Genomic DNA, 20529 nt, shown 5'->3' on the forward strand with positions numbered 1-20529 from the left:
TAACAGAGTAAGACAATGACTGATTTATCAAAATACAGAAACATTGGTATTTTTGCTCACGTAGACGCGGGTAAAACTACCTCTACAGAGCGTATCCTTAAGCTAACTGGTAAAATCCACAAGATCGGTGATACACACGACGGTTCAACTACTACTGACTTCATGGAGCAGGAAGCTGAACGTGGTATCACAATCCAGTCTGCAGCTACTACTTGTTTCTGGAACGATCACCGTCTAAACATCATCGATACTCCTGGACACGTTGACTTCACAATCGAAGTTTACCGTTCTCTAAAAGTACTTGACGGTGGTATCGGTGTATTCTGTGGTTCAGGCGGTGTTGAGCCTCAGTCTGAAACTAACTGGCGTTACGCGGACGAGTCTCACGTATCTCGTCTAATCTTCGTTAACAAACTAGACCGTATGGGTGCTGACTTCTTCAAAGTTGTTGACCAAGTACAAAACGTTCTAGGTGCTACTCCACTAGTTATGACTCTACCAATCGGTATCGAAGATGACTTCTGTGGTGTTGTTGACGTACTAAGCCAAAAAGCTTACATCTGGGATGACTCAGGTCTTCCAGAGAACTACACAGTTCAAGATATTCCAGCTGATCTAGTAGACCAAGCTGCTGAATACCGTGAAATGCTAATCGAAACTGCTGTTGAGCAAGACGATGACCTAATGATGGCTTACATGGATGGCGAAGAGCCTTCTCTAGAAGACATCAAACGTTGTATCCGTAAAGGTACACGTGACCTAGCATTCTTCCCAACTTACTGTGGTTCAGCGTACAAGAACAAAGGTATCCAACTTATTCTTGACGCAGTAGTTGACTACCTACCTTCTCCGACAGAAGTAGATCCTCAACCACTAACTAACCCAGAAACTGGTGAGCCAACTGGTGAAGTTGCAACTGTATCTGCAGATGAGCCACTAAAAGCGCTAGCATTCAAGATCATGGATGACCGCTTTGGTGCACTAACGTTCATCCGTATCTACGCTGGTCGCATGAAGAAGGGTGACACTATCCTTAACTCTGCAACTGGTAAAACTGAGCGTATCGGCCGTATGGTTGAGATGCACGCGAACGAGCGTAACGAGATCGATTCAGCACAAGCTGGTGACATCATCGCAGTTGTTGGTATGAAGAACGTGAAGACTGGTCACACTCTATGTGATCCTAAGCACGAAGTTACTCTTGAGCCAATGATCTTCCCAGAACCAGTAATCTCTATCGCTGTTAAGCCTAAAGATAAGAACGGTTCTGAGAAAATGGGTATCGCTATCGGTAAGATGGTTTCTGAAGATCCATCATTCCAAGTTGAAACTGACGAAGATTCAGGCGAAACCATCCTTAAAGGTATGGGCGAACTTCACCTAGACATCAAAGTGGACATCCTAAAACGTACTTACGGCGTTGAGCTAGAAGTAGGTGCTCCACAGGTAGCTTACCGTGAAACTATCACTCAAGCAGTTGAAGATAGCTACACGCATAAGAAACAGTCAGGTGGTTCAGGTCAGTTCGGTAAGATCGACTACCGCATCCGCCCAGGGGAGCAAGGTTCAGGCTTCACGTTCAAGTCAACAGTTGTTGGTGGTAACGTTCCTAAAGAATTCTGGCCTGCAGTTGAGAAAGGTTTTGCTAGCATGATGGACCACGGTGTTCTAGCTGGCTTCCCAACTCTAGACGTAGAAGTTGAACTATTCGACGGTGGTTTCCACGCAGTTGACTCTTCAGCTATCGCTTACGAAATCGCTGCTAAAGGCGCATTCCGTCAGTCTATGCCTAAAGCTGGCGCGCAACTTCTTGAGCCAATCATGAAAGTTGACGTGTTCACTCCAGAAGACCACGTTGGTGACGTAATCGGTGACCTTAACCGTCGTCGCGGTATGATCAAAGATCAACAAGCTGGTACTACTGGCGTACGTATCAAGGGTGATGTACCTCTATCAGAAATGTTTGGTTACATCGGTACTCTACGTACTATGACTTCTGGCCGTGGTCAGTTCTCTATGGAATTCTCTCACTACAACCCATGTCCAAACAACGTGGCGGAGCAAGTGATTGCAGAAGTTAAAGAGCGTAACGCTAAGAAGTAATTCTTAAGTTAATAGCTTGAATAGAAAGCCTCGCATAGCGAGGCTTTTTTTATGTCTGGCGTTTTTAATTGAGTGGCCTAGATTCTCGTATTAATTTCGTCATTGAGCCATTCGGTAAAGAGTTGAATACGCTCTCTTCTTGGGGACTCTTTGGCTGTAAAGAGATGAAACTTAATCCCTGGCGTTAGCCCAACATTAAATGGTTTTACTAATAGGCCTCGTTCAACAAAATCAGCAGCAATGCAGTCACTGGCTAAACAAGCACCGTGGCCTGCAATGACGGCGTTGATAGCCATATCAAAAGTGCCCACTTCCATCCAGTGCACGTTATCTTTATCCATTTCAATGCCTGTTTGAGCAAACCAGTTTTGCCACTGAATACTAGAATTTTCGTAATGAACTAACCAGCAATCGAGGAGCTGGGTGGGGTCAGTAAACTCTCTGTTTTTCGCCAATTCAGCGGAGCAAAATGGGTAAATAGTCTCTTCTAGCAGCAGTTGCTTATCGAGTTCTTCTGGGGTATCTACTGATTCGCCTTGCCAAATGGCGACATCAACTTGTCCATGTTGAACATCCAGTGATTCGCAGGTCGTGATGATACGAATAGAGATCCCTGGGTATTGCGTGGAGAATTTCCATAATCGAGGTAATAGCCACCTTGAAGCAAAAGAAGGGGGCGTGCTGACAATTAAAAGCCCTTCAATCGGTTCATTTTGAATTTTATTTAATCCAGTGATTATCTGTTCAAAACCAAGCGAAACGTGTTTGAGTAGTGACTCTCCCTTGGAGGTAAGCATCATATGATGCCCTTTACGCAGAAAGAGCTTACAGCCAAGATCGTCTTCTAAACGGCGAATGGTTTGGCTCACGGCAGCTTGGCTGACGCATAACTCGTCTGCTGCTTTACTGTAACTTTGAAAGCGGGCAGCAACTTCGAAATATCTCAAACCTGCAAGATAACGTAGTCGTTTGTCCATAATTTCTGCCTCTCCATTTACCATCAATAGGCTTCGTGTTCACTATCTTAGGCAACAATCGCTACGCACTTGAAGCTAAATGGTGGGGATACTCGGCAACAGTCACAGTTTGCTCAGTATTAAAGGGGGGCGACAAAATTGGTAAGCGTAATTTAGAGGGCAAAAAGGGGCTAAACGCCCCTTTTGATTTGCTGGTGGGTTACTCTTCCCATACTACCAGCTGTCCTTTTGGCCAATTGGCGCCAACATCATGGTATTTCTTCTCTAATACGTGACGTTTAATCTTAAGTGTTGGTGTCAAAATGCCGTTCTCAATGCTCCAAGGGTCTTTGATCATCAGCACTCCTTTTATTTGTTCATGAGATTCCAGCTCTTGGTTCATGCGTTTTATGACGCGTTCACTGGTTCGAGCATAACGTTCACGATCAAAGTGAGGGAAGTCATGGGGCACCACAAGCAGAATTGGAGCAGGTAGGCCGGAACCAATTAAACACATCATTTCTACTCGGCTATATTCAAACAATTTCTTCTCAATCGGTACAGGGGCGACAAATTTACCTTTGGCGGTCTTAAAGGTGTCTTTTTTACGCCCTTGTATAGTGAGATAGCCATCGGCATCAAGGTAGCCAATATCGCCGGTATGTAACCAACCTTCGCTATCGAATGTCTCTTGAGTCGCTTCATCATTTTTGTAGTAACCAGAGAATAGCCCTTTACTGCGCACCATGATCTCTTCATCAGCAGCAATTTTTAGCTCAATTCCCGGTCCTGCATTACCTACGCTACCAATCTTATCTGCACGGAACGGGTAGTTTAGTGTGCTGTAGGCAAACGACTCAGTCATTCCCCAAGCTTCGGTAATGTTGAGTCCAACACTGTGGTACCAGTCGAGGAGTGCCGGTGACACGGGAGCAGAACCACAACCTAAAACGCGTGCTTGATCCAGACCGAGTCCGTCAGCCAGCTTCTTCTTAATTAGCGAATTTACAAACGGGATTTTGAGTAGGAAGTTAAGTTTTTTCTGCGGCAGTTTGTCCTGAATACGTTGTTGGAACAGCGTCCATAAACGTGGTACGGAGATAAACAGCGTTGGGCGATGCATTTTAACGTCTTCAATAAAGGTATCGAGTGATTCAGGGAAAGCCGTTTGGATACCCCCTGATATCGATGAACCAAAGATATAAACACGCTCTGTGATATGTGCCAACGGTAAATAAGAGAACAAGCGATCGCCAGGCTCAATGCCAATGTGATTGATCAATTGCTGAGCTGACCATGAGAATGCACCATAAGTTAGCATCGCTCCTTTAGGGAGGCCTGAGGTACCTGATGTGTACACGATCGACATCAGCTTGTCGTCATAGTGAATAGGGCGTTCTTCACTTGGAGTCGCGTTGTCGACCAATTGATTGAACGAGTGTTGGCAGTTGGTTGGTGCGCTGGGGTAGGCAAGGCTAATGGTGATCAAGTCACTCATTTGATTGATGATTTGTTCTGTCGCGGCGGCATCATCAAGTTTACCGGCGATAAGAACTTTACTGCCACTGTGGGTAATACAGTGCTCGATCGTGTCTGAACCAGCGGTTGGGAAAACGGGTACACTGACATAATCACCAAGCATCATGGCTAAATCGCAAATAAACCATTCTGCGCAATTTTTAGAGATAAGAGCAACTTTATCTCCCGGTTGAACACCAAGTTCGCGCAGTGCGGTGACGAGACGTAATGCTTTATCTGCCACATCAGCAAAAGTGTATTCGACAAATTGTCTATCGATGATCTGTTTTAAATAGATCTCGTTCGGGCGTTCTGCTGCCCATTTTAAGATCATTTCATTTGGTGGCGGTAAGGTACATCCTTTTATTTTCAACTCGTTTGGCTGATTCATGACGGTTAACTCCCTGTTATATGTATTACCTCTTTTAAATGGGATAGACATGCATAGCGGAGAGCAAACGATACATACAACGCTGCCATTTAAAGAGAATATTATGTTAACACCTTGTTAACTCTAGCACGCATTGCGTACGGTTGGAAAGCACTAGCGTGAGAAGAATCTCTTTATCTCAATGATTAAATACCAGAAAAGTGAGATCGGTTTATTTAGGATAAAAATAGAAAAGCCGCACGATAGAAGTGGCCTCACAAAAGAGACATTTCTGTCGAAGCGGCTTTTCGTCAATGAAAGAGGGAGAACTTACATCATACCTATTGCTAATCCAGCCAGAATAAAGCTCAGAACCATCCAAATGATTGGCAGCTTAAGTTGTTTCATTAGGTAGAAACCAACCAGCACCACTGCAACATCAATTGGATTCAATACGGCACTGGTAAAGACGGGTTGATACAGGGCTGAAACCAGTAAGCCAACTACTGCGGCATTCACACCGCTGACGGCACCGGCCACTTGTGGTTTTTGCGCCAGTGATTGCCAGTTTTTTAGTACCCCGAGTAACAATAAAAAGCCTGGTAAGAATACTGCGATGGTCGCTACCAGTGCACCTACGATAGGCGCGTTTGGTTGCAGCTCGTAACCAATGTACGTAGCAAAGGTAAACATCGGCCCCGGTACAGCTTGAGCGGCTGCGTAACCTGTTAGAAATGCGTCTTGACTTAATTGGTCACCAACGATGTTTTGCAGTAGCGGCAGTACCACGTGGCCTCCGCCAAACACCAAGCTCCCCGCTTGGAAGAAATCATTAAATAGCCCAAGGGTAGGGGCTAGATGCGCGATGAAAGGTAGGCCAAGCAGAATAATGGCAAACAGCGCTAAAGGAGCAATACTAGGTTTAAATGGCTGTGGCTCTGTTGGCGTTTCCCCTTTTAGGTATTTAGCGCCGATCAATGCAGCTATTACCAATACAATCATTTGGGTCGCAATGCTTGGCACGGTTAAAGTGCAATCGCCGTTATTAGGCACAAGCTAACCGATAGGGTATTTTTACAAAAATTTTTATACATTCCCCAAGTGGCATCCGCGACCACGACCACTGCAAGCAGCTTTAAACCATGGACAATGCTTTGAAACGCAGTTGTTTCAGTTAATTGACTCGAGACCACAGCCAGCAGCACCATGATGAGTACCGACGGTAGAGTAAAGCCAATAAAGGCGGCACATGCACCCGCTAATCCGCCACGCTTATACCCTAAAGCAAAGCCAACTTGGCTTGAGCCAGGGCCGGGTAGAAACTGACTTAATGCGACGATTTGTGCGTACTCGCTGTCACTGAGCCAGTTAAGTTTTTCGACGAAAGTTTGGCGAAAGTAGCCAATATGGGCAGCAGGACCACCAAAGCTGATCCAGCCAAGCCAGAAAAAAGTTTTAAAAATAGAGAGCATCTACATGCCTTCCTTAGAGTGAATAACGACTTACTGCACCCAGCATAAAAAAGTAGTATGATGATTCAAATTGATAGTTTTAATTTCATCTATGAATGAAATAGGATTGGATGCGTGCCAAATTCATCAGATATAGAGTGGCGTAATATCGACCTTAATCTATTGGTCACTTTTTCTTATTTATATCGCTATCGCAGTGTTAGTGTTGCGGCGGATAAAAGCCATGTCAGTCAGTCTGCGATGAGCCATAGTTTGGCGAGATTACGTCAATTGCTCGATGATCTTCTGTTTGTGCGTAAAGGGCACAAGATGGAACCAACGGATTATGCGCACCATATTGCGCCAATGGTCAGCCAGTTGTTAGATACCATTGCCCATAACCTTTTAACTAAAGAGCACTTTACTGCAGAAAATTACACTGGAGTGTGCCGAATAGGTTTGACTGATTATGCGGAGTTTATTTTCGCTCCGGCAATTTATGATCAAATTCGCCAGCAAGCGCCGCAAGCACAAGTGAGCTTTATTAACGTTAACCGCAGCAACTATGTGACGCTTACAGAGCAAGAGAAGCTCGATGTGATTATTGGCAGTATGCCAGCGTTGGATGATGAATTTGAAAGTCAGTATTTATACACCGAAAAACATGTGTGCTTGGCTGATGCGCATGCGATTGGGCTTGATGGTGAACTGACGAAAGAAATATTCGCTGGGATTGAGCAGGCATTAGTAAGCGCTGATGGCAGTTTATCGACCCAAGTAGATAAAAAACTCGCAGAGCACGGTTTATCACGCCGAGTGACGGTAGCATCGAGAAACTTTCTTACCGTGCGCAGTCTGCTTAAACAGCGTAGATTAATTGCCATTGTGCCAGAGAAGATGGCGCAAGCTGAAGGTTTTGACGATAAGTTATCGACCTTTGTGCCACCCGTTCCCGTAGCAGATTTTGATATTGCAATGCTGTGGCATTCCAGTCGAAGCAACGAAGAGAAAAATATTTGGTTGCGGGAATTACTAGAAACCGTGATTAATCATAGATAGCGGGCCGGGCAATATTGTGTAGAGATGGGGTTCGCGCGAAAGATTAAGTTTAAATCGATTGGCGCGAACCTTTAAGTTGTTAGCGTTTTACTCGAAAAGTACGGGCGACTTTAAACGATGCAAAAGCGATAATAGAGTAGGCAAGCAGTTCAGTGCCTTCTTCAGCAATGTCTTTAACAAGTCGCACATAGTCTTGTCCCATCACCTCTTTCCAGAAACCGCCCATGCCAAATAGGCGTGAGTAGACTAAAAGCAGAGCCATACCAACAATCAACAGATTCATATGTTTGCTTTCAACGATCAATGCCAATTGATCAAGGGTATTTTTGCCATTTTTCGTGGCGTAGAAAAGAGCAGCGATAGTGGTGGCAAGTGCTGGGTAAACCCAAAAGCCGTGGTTAATGTGATCGAAAAATGCATCATTCTCACGAATGATCATCACCAGAAAAAATGAGCCGATGAGCACCGCGGCATGTCTCAGTTTAGGTTGAGCATTCGCCAAATAGAAGAAGCATCCAGCAGCAATAACCAACATAAACTGCTCTGTAAATTCCGTCACAGAGATTTCGCCAATAGAGTTGCCAAGTAAGACAAAATCTATGCGTAAGGCTAAGTTAGCGATGACACAAATTACGACAGCAATCAAAAAGTTTAGGCTCGCTTTAAGCAGTGCATTCGTAGTTGTAGTGTGAAGCGTCAAGTCTGATTTAACTTTTGCTTCGTTTGAATAAGTTTCAGTTTTCACAGTAGCAATCGATAAAATAAAACAATAGGCCAGTCTATTGTCTATAAAATTATCAATTGTCAGCGCAATGTCAGTAAATGAACACTGTTCATAATCAATAATGCGAATGGTTCTAGGTTGTATTTTAGGTCAACTGATAACGCGTCCAAACTTTACTACGCCAGCGTTTGGCCATGATGAGCCCGCGAAACCATTCATCCATCGCGATTGCAATCCAAGCACCAAGAACGCCATAACCCAAGTGAACGCCAAGTAGGTAGCTAAACACGACGCCAATGCCCCACATGCTAAAAATGCCCATTTTGACAGGAAACTGAATATCTCCAGCGGCTTTCAACGAAGCGATAAAAATCAGGTTAAACACACGTCCAGCTTCAAGCAAGATAGAGCCTGCGATCAAACTTGCAGTGAGTGCCGCAATCTCGGGTTGATCAGTAAAGAGTGGAATAATTTGGTCTTTGAGTAGATAAGTACCGATGGTCACGACATTTGTCACTATAAAACCGACGACAAAGTATTTTTGTACCTTGCCTAAAATGGCATCAATCCAGCCGCGTCCAATAAAGTAACCGGCTTGAATTTGACTACCTTGTCCAATCGCCAGTGCGAAGGCAAAAGAAACACGCGCAATATTTTGCGCATAGGTATACGCCGCCAAAGAAGCCGTCCCCATCTGGACCACAAAGTAGATAATGGTTAACTGCGCGAGGTTATACGCGAGAGTTTCACTCGCATTCATAATACCAATACGAACGATGCGCTGATAGATTGAGCGAGGGATGGTGCGCCACTGGGAAAAAGGGAGTTGAATATCAGTTTTACGCAGTTTGAAATACAACAAAATGGTACTTAGCACTTGGCTTACTACCGTCGCGACAGCTACCCCTTGCACGCCGTACACTGGTAATCCAAATGGTTGATAAAGCGCGATATAGTTACCAATGATATTGACCACACCAGCGATTAAGTTGATCACCATTGGTGAACGAGAATAGCCATGGCTGCGCAAAATAGTAGTGAGCACAATACCCATGCTAACGTTGAACGTCATTGAGCCGCTGATGAGCAGATACTCTTGAGCGTAGAGTAATACCTGTGTCTCCAATCCGTAGTAGGGTAGAAGGTGGTGCGCTCCAATGACGGAAAAAACACTCAAAAATGCCCCAACAATGGCCGCCATAATGATGCTTGCAATCGCGACTTGAGCTGATTCGGTATGACGATCTGAGCCGTTATATTGTGCGATCAATATGCCAGTACCACTGCTGACCATAGTGCAGATAATGATCAAGAAAAAGGCGATTTGCGCGATCACACCAACCGCGGATACCGCTTGGTCAGAATAGCCACTGAGCATGAATACATCACTGGTATTGAGCGCTGTACGCAACATAATTTCGATAAATAGCGGCCAAGTAAGCGCGACGATGCTCATACGTTTATCGATCGCATTCGGTAGTGATGACATTAATTTTTGCTCAGTAATAGTTAGCGAGAATTGCTAAGGAATAGAGAGATAGCGCGATATTATAATCGAGCAAATTTTAGCCGTGTCGAGGGTTTCTTGCTTAATGAGAAATGGACGTTTGACGATGAATTACATCTCGGAGAGTAGTATATCGATTTTAATGCGATGTTGATTGGTGACCCCAGCAACTCGGCTGTATTTGGGCTGAGAGCGATCATTTTCAAGCGGGTGGTGCCAGCCGATCGTGTGCTCAATAAACTGTTTGGCAAATTGCTCAGAAATCTCCAAACAGCCCGTGAGCACGGTATCGACATAGCTTTGTACAATTGGGCTCATTGCACAAGGTGGAATCGCTTGTTCCGTCACGTAAATCCATACTTTATCAGTATCACCCAAGCTTAATTGGCATTCCAGATCACGGGCTGAAATGGCTATGCGTTGATAGCCACGCTCACGCAGATCAAATTCGCTAAGTTGAGTATTATCGACTTGCAACAATACCCCGTTGATCATGCCTTTTCCTTTGGTGACCACCAAAGGAGCCAAAATATAGCTTTCGTCGACTTTACCCCAGTAACGGCATAACCCCCTCGCAATGGCAGGGATAGCGTCAGCAGTTTGGCCGGTTAGCTGTCTTGAAGCGGAGTTAATTAAACTGCCGTAACCAAAGATATATTGTTTCATGGTGCTACTTTTGAATGATACGTTAAACAACTATAAACAAAATTTTCCACCGACTATAGTGGATTCATTTGGAATTTAGTTCATTTAGTTATAAGTCAAATGTAAACTTTGGAGTCATATTGACTTATTTTTGTTGATCAAAATGACATTTTAATGGTTGTATTTTAATTCAAGTTTATGAATTTAAATAAGTAAATAATTGGCAAGGTGCAATGTTACTTCAGATAGAATTTAAGGAGTGACATTGTGCTCAATATTACCGATAAGCGGGTGGAAGAAAAAATTCCCGCTATTTTACGTCTTGGCTTTCGCCCATTTTTTCTACTTGGTGCCGTTTATGCGCTCGTCGCGATTCCTTTGTGGGTTTGGATGTTTCGCTCTGGCCAGCCTCAAGCGTTACAAGTGCCTGCGTTATGGTGGCATGTACATGAAATGCTGTTTGGTTTTTCAATGGCGATTGTGGTTGGTTTTGTATTGACCGCTGTGCAAAACTGGACTGGTATTCACGGAACCAAAAGTTATACGCTTTTAGCCATCGTGGTGCTGTGGTTGACACCACGCTTGCTGCTCTGGACGCCGGCGCCACTTTGGCTAATTTCAATTATTGATGCCCTGTTTCTTGTCGTTGTCGCTTATGAAGTTGCTTGGCGAGTGATTCGCGCTAAAGGTTATCGCAATCTATTTTTTGTGCCGCTGTTTGTGTTGGCGGTAGTGGCGAACTTTGCCAGCTACGCTTGTGTTAAAGGAATGCCGCCATTCTCGGCCTCTGCAGTCTGGCAAGCCATGTTGTGGTGGTTTACTCTGCTGTTATCGGTGATGGCTGGTCGAGTGATTCCATTTTTCACCGCAAGACGTTTTAATTTTGATAAGCCACAGCCTTTAGTTTGGCTAGATTGGGCGGCGAATTTACCTTTAGTTGGCTTATTTATACTGAGTTTCTTCCCGTTGGTGATGGCACAAATCGGTTCGTGGCTGATGGTCATTGCTGGTGCCGCTCAGTTAGTTCGAATGATGCGCTGGCAACCATGGAAAACGTTAAAAGAGCCATTGGTTTGGTCACTCCATGCTGCTTATTTATGTATTCCGCTCAGCTTGCTGGCTCGAGGATTATGGCAAAATGCGTTTGCCGCGCATAACATGATTCATCTGTTTGCGATCGGAGGTTTAGCTGGGTTGATTCTTGCTATGATTGCTCGTGTCACGATGGGGCATACAGGCAGAGCGATTTACCAAGGGCCGAAAATGGCATTCGCTTTTGCAGCACTGATCGCTGCGGCACTAGTTCGTAGCTTTGGGGTTGCCATGTTCCCTGCGCAAATGATGCTGATGATTGATATTAGTGCGGGGCTTTGGACATTGAGTTTTGCTCTCTTTATCGCAAAATTCGGCTATATGTTAATGACGCCACGAGTGGATGGACATCCGGGTTAATTGAAGAAGAAATAAAAAGGCTTGGTTTAACACCAAGCCTTTTCGCAATCTAACACTTACCCAAAACTAAAGTTTGCCTAAGTTAAAGTCTTTCTGGAAATAGAGTACTTTTTGTAAGTAGCGGCGTGCTTCCGCTTTCGGGTGATCTGTGGTCAGAGTGTCATACACTTGGCGCGGTGTCGCATTATTGAGTTTGACCATTGCCCGTTTACGGTCGCTATCAAATGCAGATAATACGCCGCCAGTACCACCGTTATAGGCCGAAATCATACTAAAGTGCATTGAAGTTGGATCTTTCACTTCACGTAGATACCGGTTTTTCAAAATGTAGAAGTAAGCTGCGCCAGTATCGATATTGTTGGCCGGATCAAATAGGTATTCTTTGGTCGGAATACCAGGTTTATTTTTGACTAACTTAAATACGTCAGCACCTGCGGTTTTAGGAATCACTTGCATTAAACCGTAAGCGCCAGCATGGCTTACCGCATAAGGGTTAAAGCTACTCTCGGTTTTGATGATCGAGTACAACAAATCTTCTGGAATATCGTAGCGTCTTGCGGCATCACGAATTAGCCCTGCATACTGATATTCACGTTGCTCTAGGTGATCATTCACCATAGTAATCACCACATAATGCGCTTTACCACGTTTGATGCTCTTGGTGCGTAGTGAATTTTCAACCAGATAGTCAGCGTAGCGATTGGCGCGCCACTCCCACTCAATCGGTTTACCCTCATGGTCTAACACTTGTCCTAATAGGAAGGGTTTTCCACGTAAAACCGCTTCTTTGTCACTAAACAATTCAGCATGAGCAGGGTCTGCAGGCATGAGTAATGTTTGGACGATCGCCTTTTGTAGTTTTTGTTCTGGTTGATGTTGGGAAATCGTCGAAACGTAAATCTTGCCTTCATCAAAGTCGATGTGAGCACGAGTACTGTAGCCATCAAGATACTTAACATAGCGGTGTTTGCCTGCTTCAACAAACTCATCTTCACCCCAGCGATCTTTAGCAAGTTTAGCAACAAAGGCCAGCAGTTGATTGATGCTTTCTTGGTTGTTGGCTGGTGGAGTGACTACCGGTGGCGGTGTTGATGGGCAGTAACAAGTATCGGTTTCGCGTTCAGGAGCAAGCGAGCACCCGCCCAGTAACAAAAGCATTAAGTAAGTCAGTTTTTTCATTATCAATTTAGTTTTCGGCTAACGTCAGCGCCTTTGATCATAAGTAGCGAGGAGAGGTTGAGATAATTAATTGTTTTATTGAAACAATAAAAATCCCCACACCAAGGTGCAGGGATTTTAGTCTAATTAGTAAATTGAACGAATTAGTTGTTCTTGTGTAGCTCAGCGTTGAGTTCGATTGCGCTCTTGTTTGCTAAACACTCGATTTGTCCCGTTACAGAGTTACGACGGAACAGTAGGTCTGAAACGTTAGCAAGATCGCGTGCTTTAACCATTTCAACCTCTTGGCCTTGTGAGTCAAGCATGCGCACTTTAGAGCCAGCCGTTACATACAGACCAGATTCGATAGTACAACGGTCACCCATTGGGAAGCCAAGACCTGCGTTTGCGCCAAGTAGTGAGTTTTCACCGATAGAAACCACCACTTTACCACCGCCAGAAAGCGTACCCATGATAGATGCGCCGCCACCGATATCAGAACCATTTCCAACAACCACACCTGCAGAGATGCGGCCTTCAACCATGCTTACGCCAGTCGTACCTGCGTTGAAGTTGATGAAACCTTCGTGCATTACTGTAGTGCCTTCGCCCACGTGTGCACCAAGACGAACACGTGAAGTGTCTGCAATGCGCACACCTGTTGGTACCACGTAGTCAACCATTTTAGGGAATTTGTCAACGCAATCTACGCTTAGTGCACGGCCTGCAAGGCGTGCTTCAATTTGGCGCTCAGCAAGTTCAGGGAGATCGATAGGGCCTTCGTTAGTCCATGCGATGTTGTGTAGCAGACCAAAGATACCATCTAGTACCGTGCCGTGAGGTTTCACTAGGCGGTGAGAGATAAGTTGTAGCTTAAGGAAGCCTTCTGCAACAGATTGAGGTTGCTCGTCAGTCGCGAGAATCACTAACACCAATGGTTGTGCTGATTCTGCTGCTTTGGTTGCAAATGCTGCATTCGCCGCATCACCATTTTCTGCAAACACGGTAACCAGCTCTGCACTTTGCGCTGCTGAGATTTCAATTGCTTGGTTGCCTTGCTCGTAGCCCGCTACTGCTGCAAGTGCGTTAACTAGTTGATCGGCTGGGTTAAGCACTGGGTGTGGGAAAAATGCTTCAATGATTTTGCCATCACGGTTTTTTGTTGCAGTACCAAATGCTAGGGAAAAGAAAGCCATAGTCATCTCCATCTGTTGAGTCTTTTTGCTCTCGCCGCTTCATGGCAAGAACTTGGAATTAATTGCATGCCATCATAAAGACACAAGCGGTGGGTGAAAAGAGATATAAATAAGAAAGTCTTTAGATGGATACCCTTTGTCCGATTAGCGATGGTTATGTCTGAACGAAAAAGTCGAATAGGGTGGGGTGCTGAGAATCTAGAGGAAAAGAGGTGAGAAGGAAGAGCAGCACATGGCTGCTCTCAAACTTCATTATGCCGCTTGTTGATTGGCTTCGGCGACCGCCACTGCTAGGGCCACCGTGGCCCCAACCATCGGGTTGTTACCCATACCAATAAAGCCCATCATGGCGACGTGCGCTGGAACAGACGAACTTCCCGCAAATTGCGCATCGGCGTGCATGCGACCTAATGTATCAGTCATACCGTAAGAAGCAGGGCCAGCAGCCACGTTATCTGGGTGAAGAGTACGACCAGTACCACCGCCAGATGCGACAGAGAAATATGGCAAGCCTTGACGAGTACGCTCAGCTTTGTAGATACCAGCAACGGGGTGTTGGAAGCGAGTCGGGTTAGTCGAGTTACCAGTGATGCTCACGTCGACTTGCTCTTTATGCATGATGGCTACACCTTCACGCACATCGTCGGCACCATAGCAAAGGATTTCCCCACGCGGACCTTGTGAGAAACGGCGACGCTCAACTTCGTGCAATTCTCCGCTTTGGTAGTCAAATTGCGTACGTACATAGGTAAAGCCGTTGATGCGAGAAATTAGATAGGCAGCATCTTTACCTAAACCATTTAGAATCACTTTCAGCGGTGTTTGGCGAGATTTGTTGACATTTAGCGCAATTTTAATCGCACCTTCAGCAGCGGCAAAAGATTCGTGACCAGCAAGAAAAGCAAAACATTGGCTTTGTTCATTCAAAAGACGAGCCGCCAGTGCGCCATGACCTAAGCCCACTTGGCGTTGGTGCGCAACACTGCCTGGTTTTGTCACCGCTTGTAGACCTTCACCAATGATTAGTGCCGCTTGTTCGGCATTGGCCGCTTGACGATAGATCGCTAGCGCCGCACCAAGCGCATAGGCTTCACAAGCGCTTTCAAAGGCTATTGGCTGAGTGTCCATCACTAGTGCTTTGGCATCGATGCCATGTGATAAACAGTATTGTTGCGCTTCTGCGAGAGAAGTGAGTTGCATTTCATTTAGTAGTTGCGTTACAGCTGAATTGTTCATGTGACTTCTCCTCAAATTTAAGCTTGGCGTGGGTTGATGGTAGTGACGGCTTCATCAAAGCGGCCATAGGTTCCTGTCGCTGCAAGTGCAGCTTGGTCTGCAGGCATACCTTCATTGATTGCTTTCATCATTTTGCCAAGGTTGAGGTATTGGTAACCAATCACTTCACGGTTTTCATCAAGTGCAAGTTGAGTGACATAGCCTTCAGCGAGTTCCATATAGCGCACGCCTTTGGCTTTTGTCGCGTAGCTGGTACCGATTTGACTGCGTTGAGTTTGGCCAAGATCTTCTAATGCGGCGCCAATTTCTAGACCACCTTCGGAAAATGCAGATTGGCTGCGACCGTAAACAAATTGCAAAAAGATTTCACGCATCGCAACGTTGATGGCATCACACACTAAATCAGTATTGAGCGCTTCAAGGATGGTTTTACCGGTAAGAATTTCAGCTGCCATTGCTGCTGATTGCGTCATACCTGAGCAGCCAATGGTCTCGATCAAAGCTTCTTCAATGATGCCGTGTTTTACATTGAGGGTTAGTTTCGCAGCACCTTGCTGTGGTGCGCAGGCGCCAACGCCGTGGCTTAAGCCCGAAATAGCGATCACATCTTTCGGGTTAATCATCGCTCCTTCAATTGGAATCGGTGCAGACGCATGCAGGTCGCCACGTTGGATCGGGCACATGGATTGGATTTCGTGTGAATATTGCATAGTGTTTTCCCAGTGTTCGATATCCGGCGGCGACTTCATTGGGACGAAGTACATTTATGATGAATATCGTTTGTCATTATTATGAGAAAACAGGTGGGGTTGGAGGAGGTTCAGTTTGCTCACTACAGAACGCATCAGCCAAATACCGGTAAGTATTCGCTTTCCAACAGGCAGACCTGTTTTCGTTTCTGTAGGAGTCATCAGCTTAAAAGCGGTTTGAATGATTAGATTCCGGTGGCACCCCATCACCGTGTAATTAGCATAGCGCTGATGAACTGTGATCGGCAATACTCTTTTTAGACTGTATTGCACTAAAAATAATTGTCGCTATATCTGAGTGGTTATATAGCGGAGAGTGGAATATTGAACCAATAAAAAAGCCCAATGCAGTGCATTGGGCTTTTTATATGAGACTTTACTTAACTGATTGGCGTTGCGCTTTTGCGCTTATGCTTTATATCGTCCAACCATAATGTCCATTGAGCTTGGACACTGAGTGCTAATTACTTAGCTAGGTCTGCTGAGTGCTCAGATAGGAACGCTGCTACACCTTTTGGAGATGCGTCCATACCTGCTTTACCTTCTTCCCATTGTGCTGGGCACACTTCACCGTGTTTTTGGTGGAAGTTTAGAGCGTCAACCATGCGTAGCATTTCGTCGATGTTACGGCCTAGAGGTAGGTCGTTAACTACTTGGTGACGTACTAGACCGTCTTCGTCAATTAGGAATGAACCACGGAATGCAACGCCTGCTTCTGGATGCTCAACATCGTAAGCTTTACAGATTTCGTGCTTAACGTCAGCGATTAGTGGGTATTTAACTTGACCGATACCGCCGTTTTCAACAGCAGTGTTACGCCATGCGTTGTGAGAGAATTGTGAATCGATTGAAACACCAATTACTTCTACGCCTTTCGCTTGGAAATCTTCGAAACGGTTGTCGAATGCGATCAGCTCAGATGGGCAAACGAACGTGAAATCTAGTGGGTAGAAGAATACTACTGCTTTCTTACCTTTAGTGAATTCTGCAAAGTTGAAGTTATCAACGATTTCGCCGTTACCTAGAACAGCTGCTGCAGTAAAGTCAGGGGCTTGACGACCTACTAGTACCATTATTTTGCTCCTAAATATTTGGTGAGTTCCAAACCACTAATTTCTCTTAGGTTTGGTCCGTGTTTGTGCGAGACAAACTATAGTACAGGTAGTAGTATTGAAAAAAGCGAATTAATTAGATTAAGTTAATCGAAAAAAGCGATAACTCCCGGTTCTGCTATTTCGGTCACTGTCCAAGCAAGAAGTATCGACAAAACTATGAATAAATGGCCTAGTCTCAAGCAATTACATTATTTAGTTACTCTGCATGAAACTCGACACTTTAGTGATGCAGCGGAAAAATGCTATGTGAGCCAGTCAACGCTAAGTAAAGGTATTCAAAACTTAGAAGAGCTGATTGGCTGTCCTTTGTATGAGAAAAAAGACAAAAAGAGCCCACTGGTTTTTACCCATGCGGGTGAACTGGTTGTTCAGCAAGGTCGTGATTTATTAGCGAAAGGGCAAGACTTGGTTGAACTCGGTCGACTTTGCCAGGGCGGCGATATGGAAGGCCAACTAAAAGTAGGTTGTATCCCTACGATTGCTCCTTTTTTATTGTGTGATTTGGTTCAAGAAGTAAACCAGCGATTTCCAAGCCTCAATTTATTGCTACGTGAAGACACGACAACGAATCTGTTGGCGGCACTGCGCAATGGAGAATTGGATGTGCTGATTTTGGCACTTCCTGTTGAAATTGATGGAATGGACAGTCGCATCGTTGGCAATGACCCATTTAGAATGATCATCAGTCGTAATCAAGCCGAAGCGATTAAAGTGCCGATTCATTATGACGAACTGCCCGATGAGTTCGTTTTTTTGCTTGAGAAAGAACACTGTTTAACTGAACACGCGGTTTCAGCATGTCAGTTAACTAAGAAAGAGAAAATCAACCCGTTTTCGGCGACCAGTTTGCACACGCTAGTGCAAATGGTGGCCAACGGTTTGGGAACTACGTTTATTCCGCAAATGGCGATTGATCATGGTTTGATTGATAACCAAAACTTAGTTGTTGTTGATCCGCCTGGTCAACAAGCACACCGCCACATCGGTTTAGTATGGCGCCCAAGTTCCTCGCGAGTGAACACGTTTAATCAATTGGCTGATGTGGTCTCTGAACTGCTTTAGCTATAAGTATGAGCTAACATTTCTCGAATCCAACCAATAAGCACACTGTAAAAGGTGTGTTTTTTGGTTTTTTATTCTGTTCGTGAACTTTAACTTGTAAAATTTTACAGGGAAATATTTTTGAAGATTTCATGAAATAGTGAAATTACACACTGTAAATTTTACATATCTCATTTTAATGCCGTTTGAATTTTACCTTTATAAGTCAGTTAACTTTCTGAATATTAAAGTGGAATCTATTTATTTCTATATTTAAACGTCTGTTTAAAATGATTTTACATCCATAATTTCACTGAAATTAAATTACGTAATGGATTACAGTTTTGTGGGTGTAATAGGCAATTTATCCCTGCCGAATAAAACTTCAAAGTTGTCTTTCCCCCTTTTTCTCTTGAATGCTCTGATGTAAGTTAAATAAGGCCTCATTAAGACTTATGTCTAGATTGAATTCCGCTTAAATTTAATAGATTGTGGTGTTGAAGCGCGTGAATTTAGCCACTAAGTTAAGCCGGATAAATAAATGCAAATGTCGTTTTATAGTTACAAATGAAAAGCGATGTCAGATTTTAAGGAAGAGATCATGCTTGCTCAAACGCCCGATAAAACAACCTTGACGAAGGAAGCCCAAGAAACTTTGTCTCTGCTCAAGACGCTGGGGGATGTGTCATCAGAGCATCACGCCATTTACCCTCAAGAGGCGCAGACTTTTCTCGCATTGCTTTGCCAACAGTTCGCACCAAAAGTTGAAGGGTTGCTAACCGCGCGTGAACAAAAGCAGGCGAGTATCGATGCTGGTACGCTACCGGACTTTTTGCCAGAGACTCAAGATATTCGCGAGGGCAGTTGGAAGATCCAGGGTATTCCTAGCGATCTACAAGACCGCAGGGTTGAGATTACTGGCCCGACTGACAGAAAAATGGTGATAAACGCACTCAACGCGAACGTAAAAGTGTTTATGGCCGATTTTGAAGACTCAATGTCACCTGCATGGGAAAAAGTCTTGGATGGGCAGATGAACCTGCGCGATGCGATTCGCGGCACAATCAGCTATACCAACCCGGGCAACGGAAAGCATTACGAATTAGCGCAAGACCCTGCAGTATTGATTTGTCGAGTTCGTGGCTTACACCTCAAAGAAAAACACGTCACCTTCAATAATCAAATCATCCCAGGGGCATTGTTTGATTTTGCACTTTATTTCTACAACAACTATCAAGCGTTGTTAAAAAAAGGCAGCGGTCCTTATTTCTATATTCCTAAATTGCAATCGCACCATGAAGCAAAATGGTGGAGTGAAGTCTTTCATTTCACGGAAGATTACTTCGGGCTGGATACGGGAACGATTAAAGCGACGGTGCTGATCGAAACGTTGCCGGCGGTATTTGAGATGGATGAAATTCTATTCTCATTAAAAGAGCATATTGTTGGCCTTAACTGTGGACGCTGGGACTACATCTTTAGTTACATCAAAACATTGAAGAAACACCCAGATCGCGTGCTGCCGGATCGTCAGGTAGTCACGATGGAAAAACCATTCCTCAACGCCTATTCAAGATTGCTAGTACGAACTTGTCACAAACGTGGTGCGTTTGCGATGGGGGGAATGGCGGCATTTATTCCAGCCAAAGATCCGGCTGAGAATCAAAAGGTACTGAATAAGATTTATAACGATAAGTCGTTAGAAGCTAACAATGGTCATGATGGTACTTGGGTTGCGCATCCAGGCCTTGCAGATACTGCAATGGAAGTATTCAGCAGCGTGCTTGGTGAGCGAACGAACCAACTGGATGTGAGTCGCGCTGATGATGCTCCGATCACCGCTACAGATCTGCTTGAACCATGCACGGGTGAACGTACAGAGCAGGGGATGCGTCATAACATTCGCGTTGCTTTGCAATATATCGAAGCATGGATCTCGGGGAATGGATGCGTGCCAATCTACGGGTTAATGGAAGATGCGGCGACGGCGGAAATATCGCGAGCTTCTATTTGGCAATGGATCCAGCATGGTAAAGACCTCGATAACGGACAAGTCGTGACCAAGCAATTGTTTGAACAGTACCTTGCCGAAGAAATAGAAGTCGTGAAGCAAGAGATCGGTGAAGCACGCTATCAAGCGGGTCGCTTTGAGGAAGCGGCAGCATTGATGGCTGATCTTACCACCAGTGATGAATTAACTAATTTCTTAACCATTCCAGGTTATGACTACTTGGATTAGTAACAGCAGA

15 protein-coding genes, 1 pseudogene and 1 riboswitch are annotated in these 20529 nt (G+C 44.8%); of the genes and pseudogenes, 5 read left to right on the forward strand and 11 right to left on the reverse strand.

All coding sequences use genetic code 11. The features are described from left to right. Nucleotides 1-15: 15 nt before the first annotated feature. Nucleotides 16-2103 carry an elongation factor G gene (fusA, locus tag Vt282_RS02925; protein ID WP_162062510.1) on the forward strand — a complete coding sequence of 696 codons (2088 nt, stop codon included), beginning with the start codon at nucleotides 16-18 and terminating at the stop codon, nucleotides 2101-2103. 77 nt (nucleotides 2104-2180) lie between these two features. Here fusA and Vt282_RS02930 read toward each other — a convergent pair whose 3' ends face one another. The 3 genes and pseudogenes from Vt282_RS02930 to chrA form a co-directional block, all read right to left on the reverse strand. Beyond that, entirely contained in the window at nucleotides 2181-3080 is a 900-nt protein-coding gene (locus Vt282_RS02930) for a LysR substrate-binding domain-containing protein (RefSeq protein WP_162062511.1), read from the reverse strand. 199 nt (nucleotides 3081-3279) lie between these two features. After that, complete coding sequence (locus Vt282_RS02935) at nucleotides 3280-4968, reverse strand: AMP-binding protein (RefSeq protein ID WP_162062512.1); 1689 nt, start codon at nucleotides 4966-4968, stop codon at nucleotides 3280-3282. A 309-nt stretch (nucleotides 4969-5277) separates the two neighbouring features. Next, a pseudogene (chrA, locus tag Vt282_RS02940) lies at nucleotides 5278-6419 on the reverse strand (chromate efflux transporter). A 114-nt stretch (nucleotides 6420-6533) separates the two neighbouring features. Here chrA and Vt282_RS02945 point away from each other — a divergent pair. Further along, nucleotides 6534-7457 carry a LysR family transcriptional regulator gene (locus tag Vt282_RS02945; protein WP_162062513.1) on the forward strand — a complete coding sequence of 308 codons (924 nt, stop codon included), beginning with the start codon at nucleotides 6534-6536 and terminating at the stop codon, nucleotides 7455-7457. A gap of 79 nt (nucleotides 7458-7536) precedes the next feature. On the opposite strand, the gene Vt282_RS02950 is transcribed toward Vt282_RS02945, so the two are convergent. From Vt282_RS02950 to Vt282_RS02960, 3 genes are all read right to left on the reverse strand, one after another. Continuing rightward, entirely contained in the window at nucleotides 7537-8202 is a 666-nt protein-coding gene (locus tag Vt282_RS02950) for a hypothetical protein (RefSeq protein WP_162062514.1), read from the reverse strand. A 124-nt stretch (nucleotides 8203-8326) separates the two neighbouring features. Then, a complete protein-coding gene (locus tag Vt282_RS02955; RefSeq protein WP_162062515.1) occupies nucleotides 8327-9670 on the reverse strand; it encodes an MATE family efflux transporter in 1344 nt (447 codons plus the stop codon). A 129-nt stretch (nucleotides 9671-9799) separates the two neighbouring features. Further along, the gene (locus Vt282_RS02960) at nucleotides 9800-10354 is read right to left on the reverse strand and encodes a gamma-glutamylcyclotransferase family protein (RefSeq protein WP_162062516.1); all 555 of its coding nucleotides are present in this window, start codon (nucleotides 10352-10354) and stop codon (nucleotides 9800-9802) included. Nucleotides 10355-10600: 246 nt separating this feature from the next. Between Vt282_RS02960 and Vt282_RS02965 the strand changes: the two genes are divergently transcribed. After that, entirely contained in the window at nucleotides 10601-11785 is a 1185-nt protein-coding gene (locus Vt282_RS02965) for an NnrS family protein (RefSeq protein WP_162062517.1), read from the forward strand. A 66-nt stretch (nucleotides 11786-11851) separates the two neighbouring features. On the opposite strand, the gene mltC is transcribed toward Vt282_RS02965, so the two are convergent. From mltC to Vt282_RS02990, 5 genes are all read right to left on the reverse strand, one after another. Then, a complete protein-coding gene (gene mltC / locus Vt282_RS02970; RefSeq protein ID WP_162047036.1) occupies nucleotides 11852-12964 on the reverse strand; it encodes a membrane-bound lytic murein transglycosylase MltC in 1113 nt (370 codons plus the stop codon). 143 nt (nucleotides 12965-13107) lie between these two features. Continuing rightward, nucleotides 13108-14139 carry a 2,3,4,5-tetrahydropyridine-2,6-dicarboxylate N-succinyltransferase gene (gene dapD / locus Vt282_RS02975; RefSeq protein WP_162062518.1) on the reverse strand — a complete coding sequence of 344 codons (1032 nt, stop codon included), beginning with the start codon at nucleotides 14137-14139 and terminating at the stop codon, nucleotides 13108-13110. Nucleotides 14140-14391: 252 nt separating this feature from the next. Beyond that, nucleotides 14392-15375 (reverse strand): GGGtGRT protein, encoded by a 984-nt coding sequence (locus tag Vt282_RS02980; protein ID WP_162062519.1) that lies wholly within the window; start codon nucleotides 15373-15375, stop codon nucleotides 14392-14394. Between the two features lie 17 nt (nucleotides 15376-15392). Further along, entirely contained in the window at nucleotides 15393-16085 is a 693-nt protein-coding gene (locus Vt282_RS02985; RefSeq protein WP_162062520.1) for an iron-sulfur cluster assembly scaffold protein, read from the reverse strand. A gap of 184 nt (nucleotides 16086-16269) precedes the next feature. After that, nucleotides 16270-16344, reverse strand: a riboswitch (Fluoride riboswitch). Between the two features lie 244 nt (nucleotides 16345-16588). Continuing rightward, the gene (locus tag Vt282_RS02990; RefSeq protein ID WP_162047032.1) at nucleotides 16589-17197 is read right to left on the reverse strand and encodes a peroxiredoxin C; all 609 of its coding nucleotides are present in this window, start codon (nucleotides 17195-17197) and stop codon (nucleotides 16589-16591) included. 198 nt (nucleotides 17198-17395) lie between these two features. Here Vt282_RS02990 and Vt282_RS02995 point away from each other — a divergent pair, with 198 nt between their 5' ends. Continuing rightward, entirely contained in the window at nucleotides 17396-18301 is a 906-nt protein-coding gene (locus Vt282_RS02995) for a hydrogen peroxide-inducible genes activator (RefSeq protein WP_162047031.1), read from the forward strand. 580 nt (nucleotides 18302-18881) lie between these two features. Then, nucleotides 18882-20519, forward strand: a complete 1638-nt coding sequence (aceB, locus tag Vt282_RS03000) for a malate synthase A (protein WP_162063666.1) — start codon at nucleotides 18882-18884, stop codon at nucleotides 20517-20519. Nucleotides 20520-20529: the final 10 nt, after the last annotated feature.

Origin of the sequence: Vibrio taketomensis (assembly GCF_009938165.1) — a bacterium.
GTDB classification, from domain to species: domain Bacteria; phylum Pseudomonadota; class Gammaproteobacteria; order Enterobacterales; family Vibrionaceae; genus Vibrio; species Vibrio taketomensis.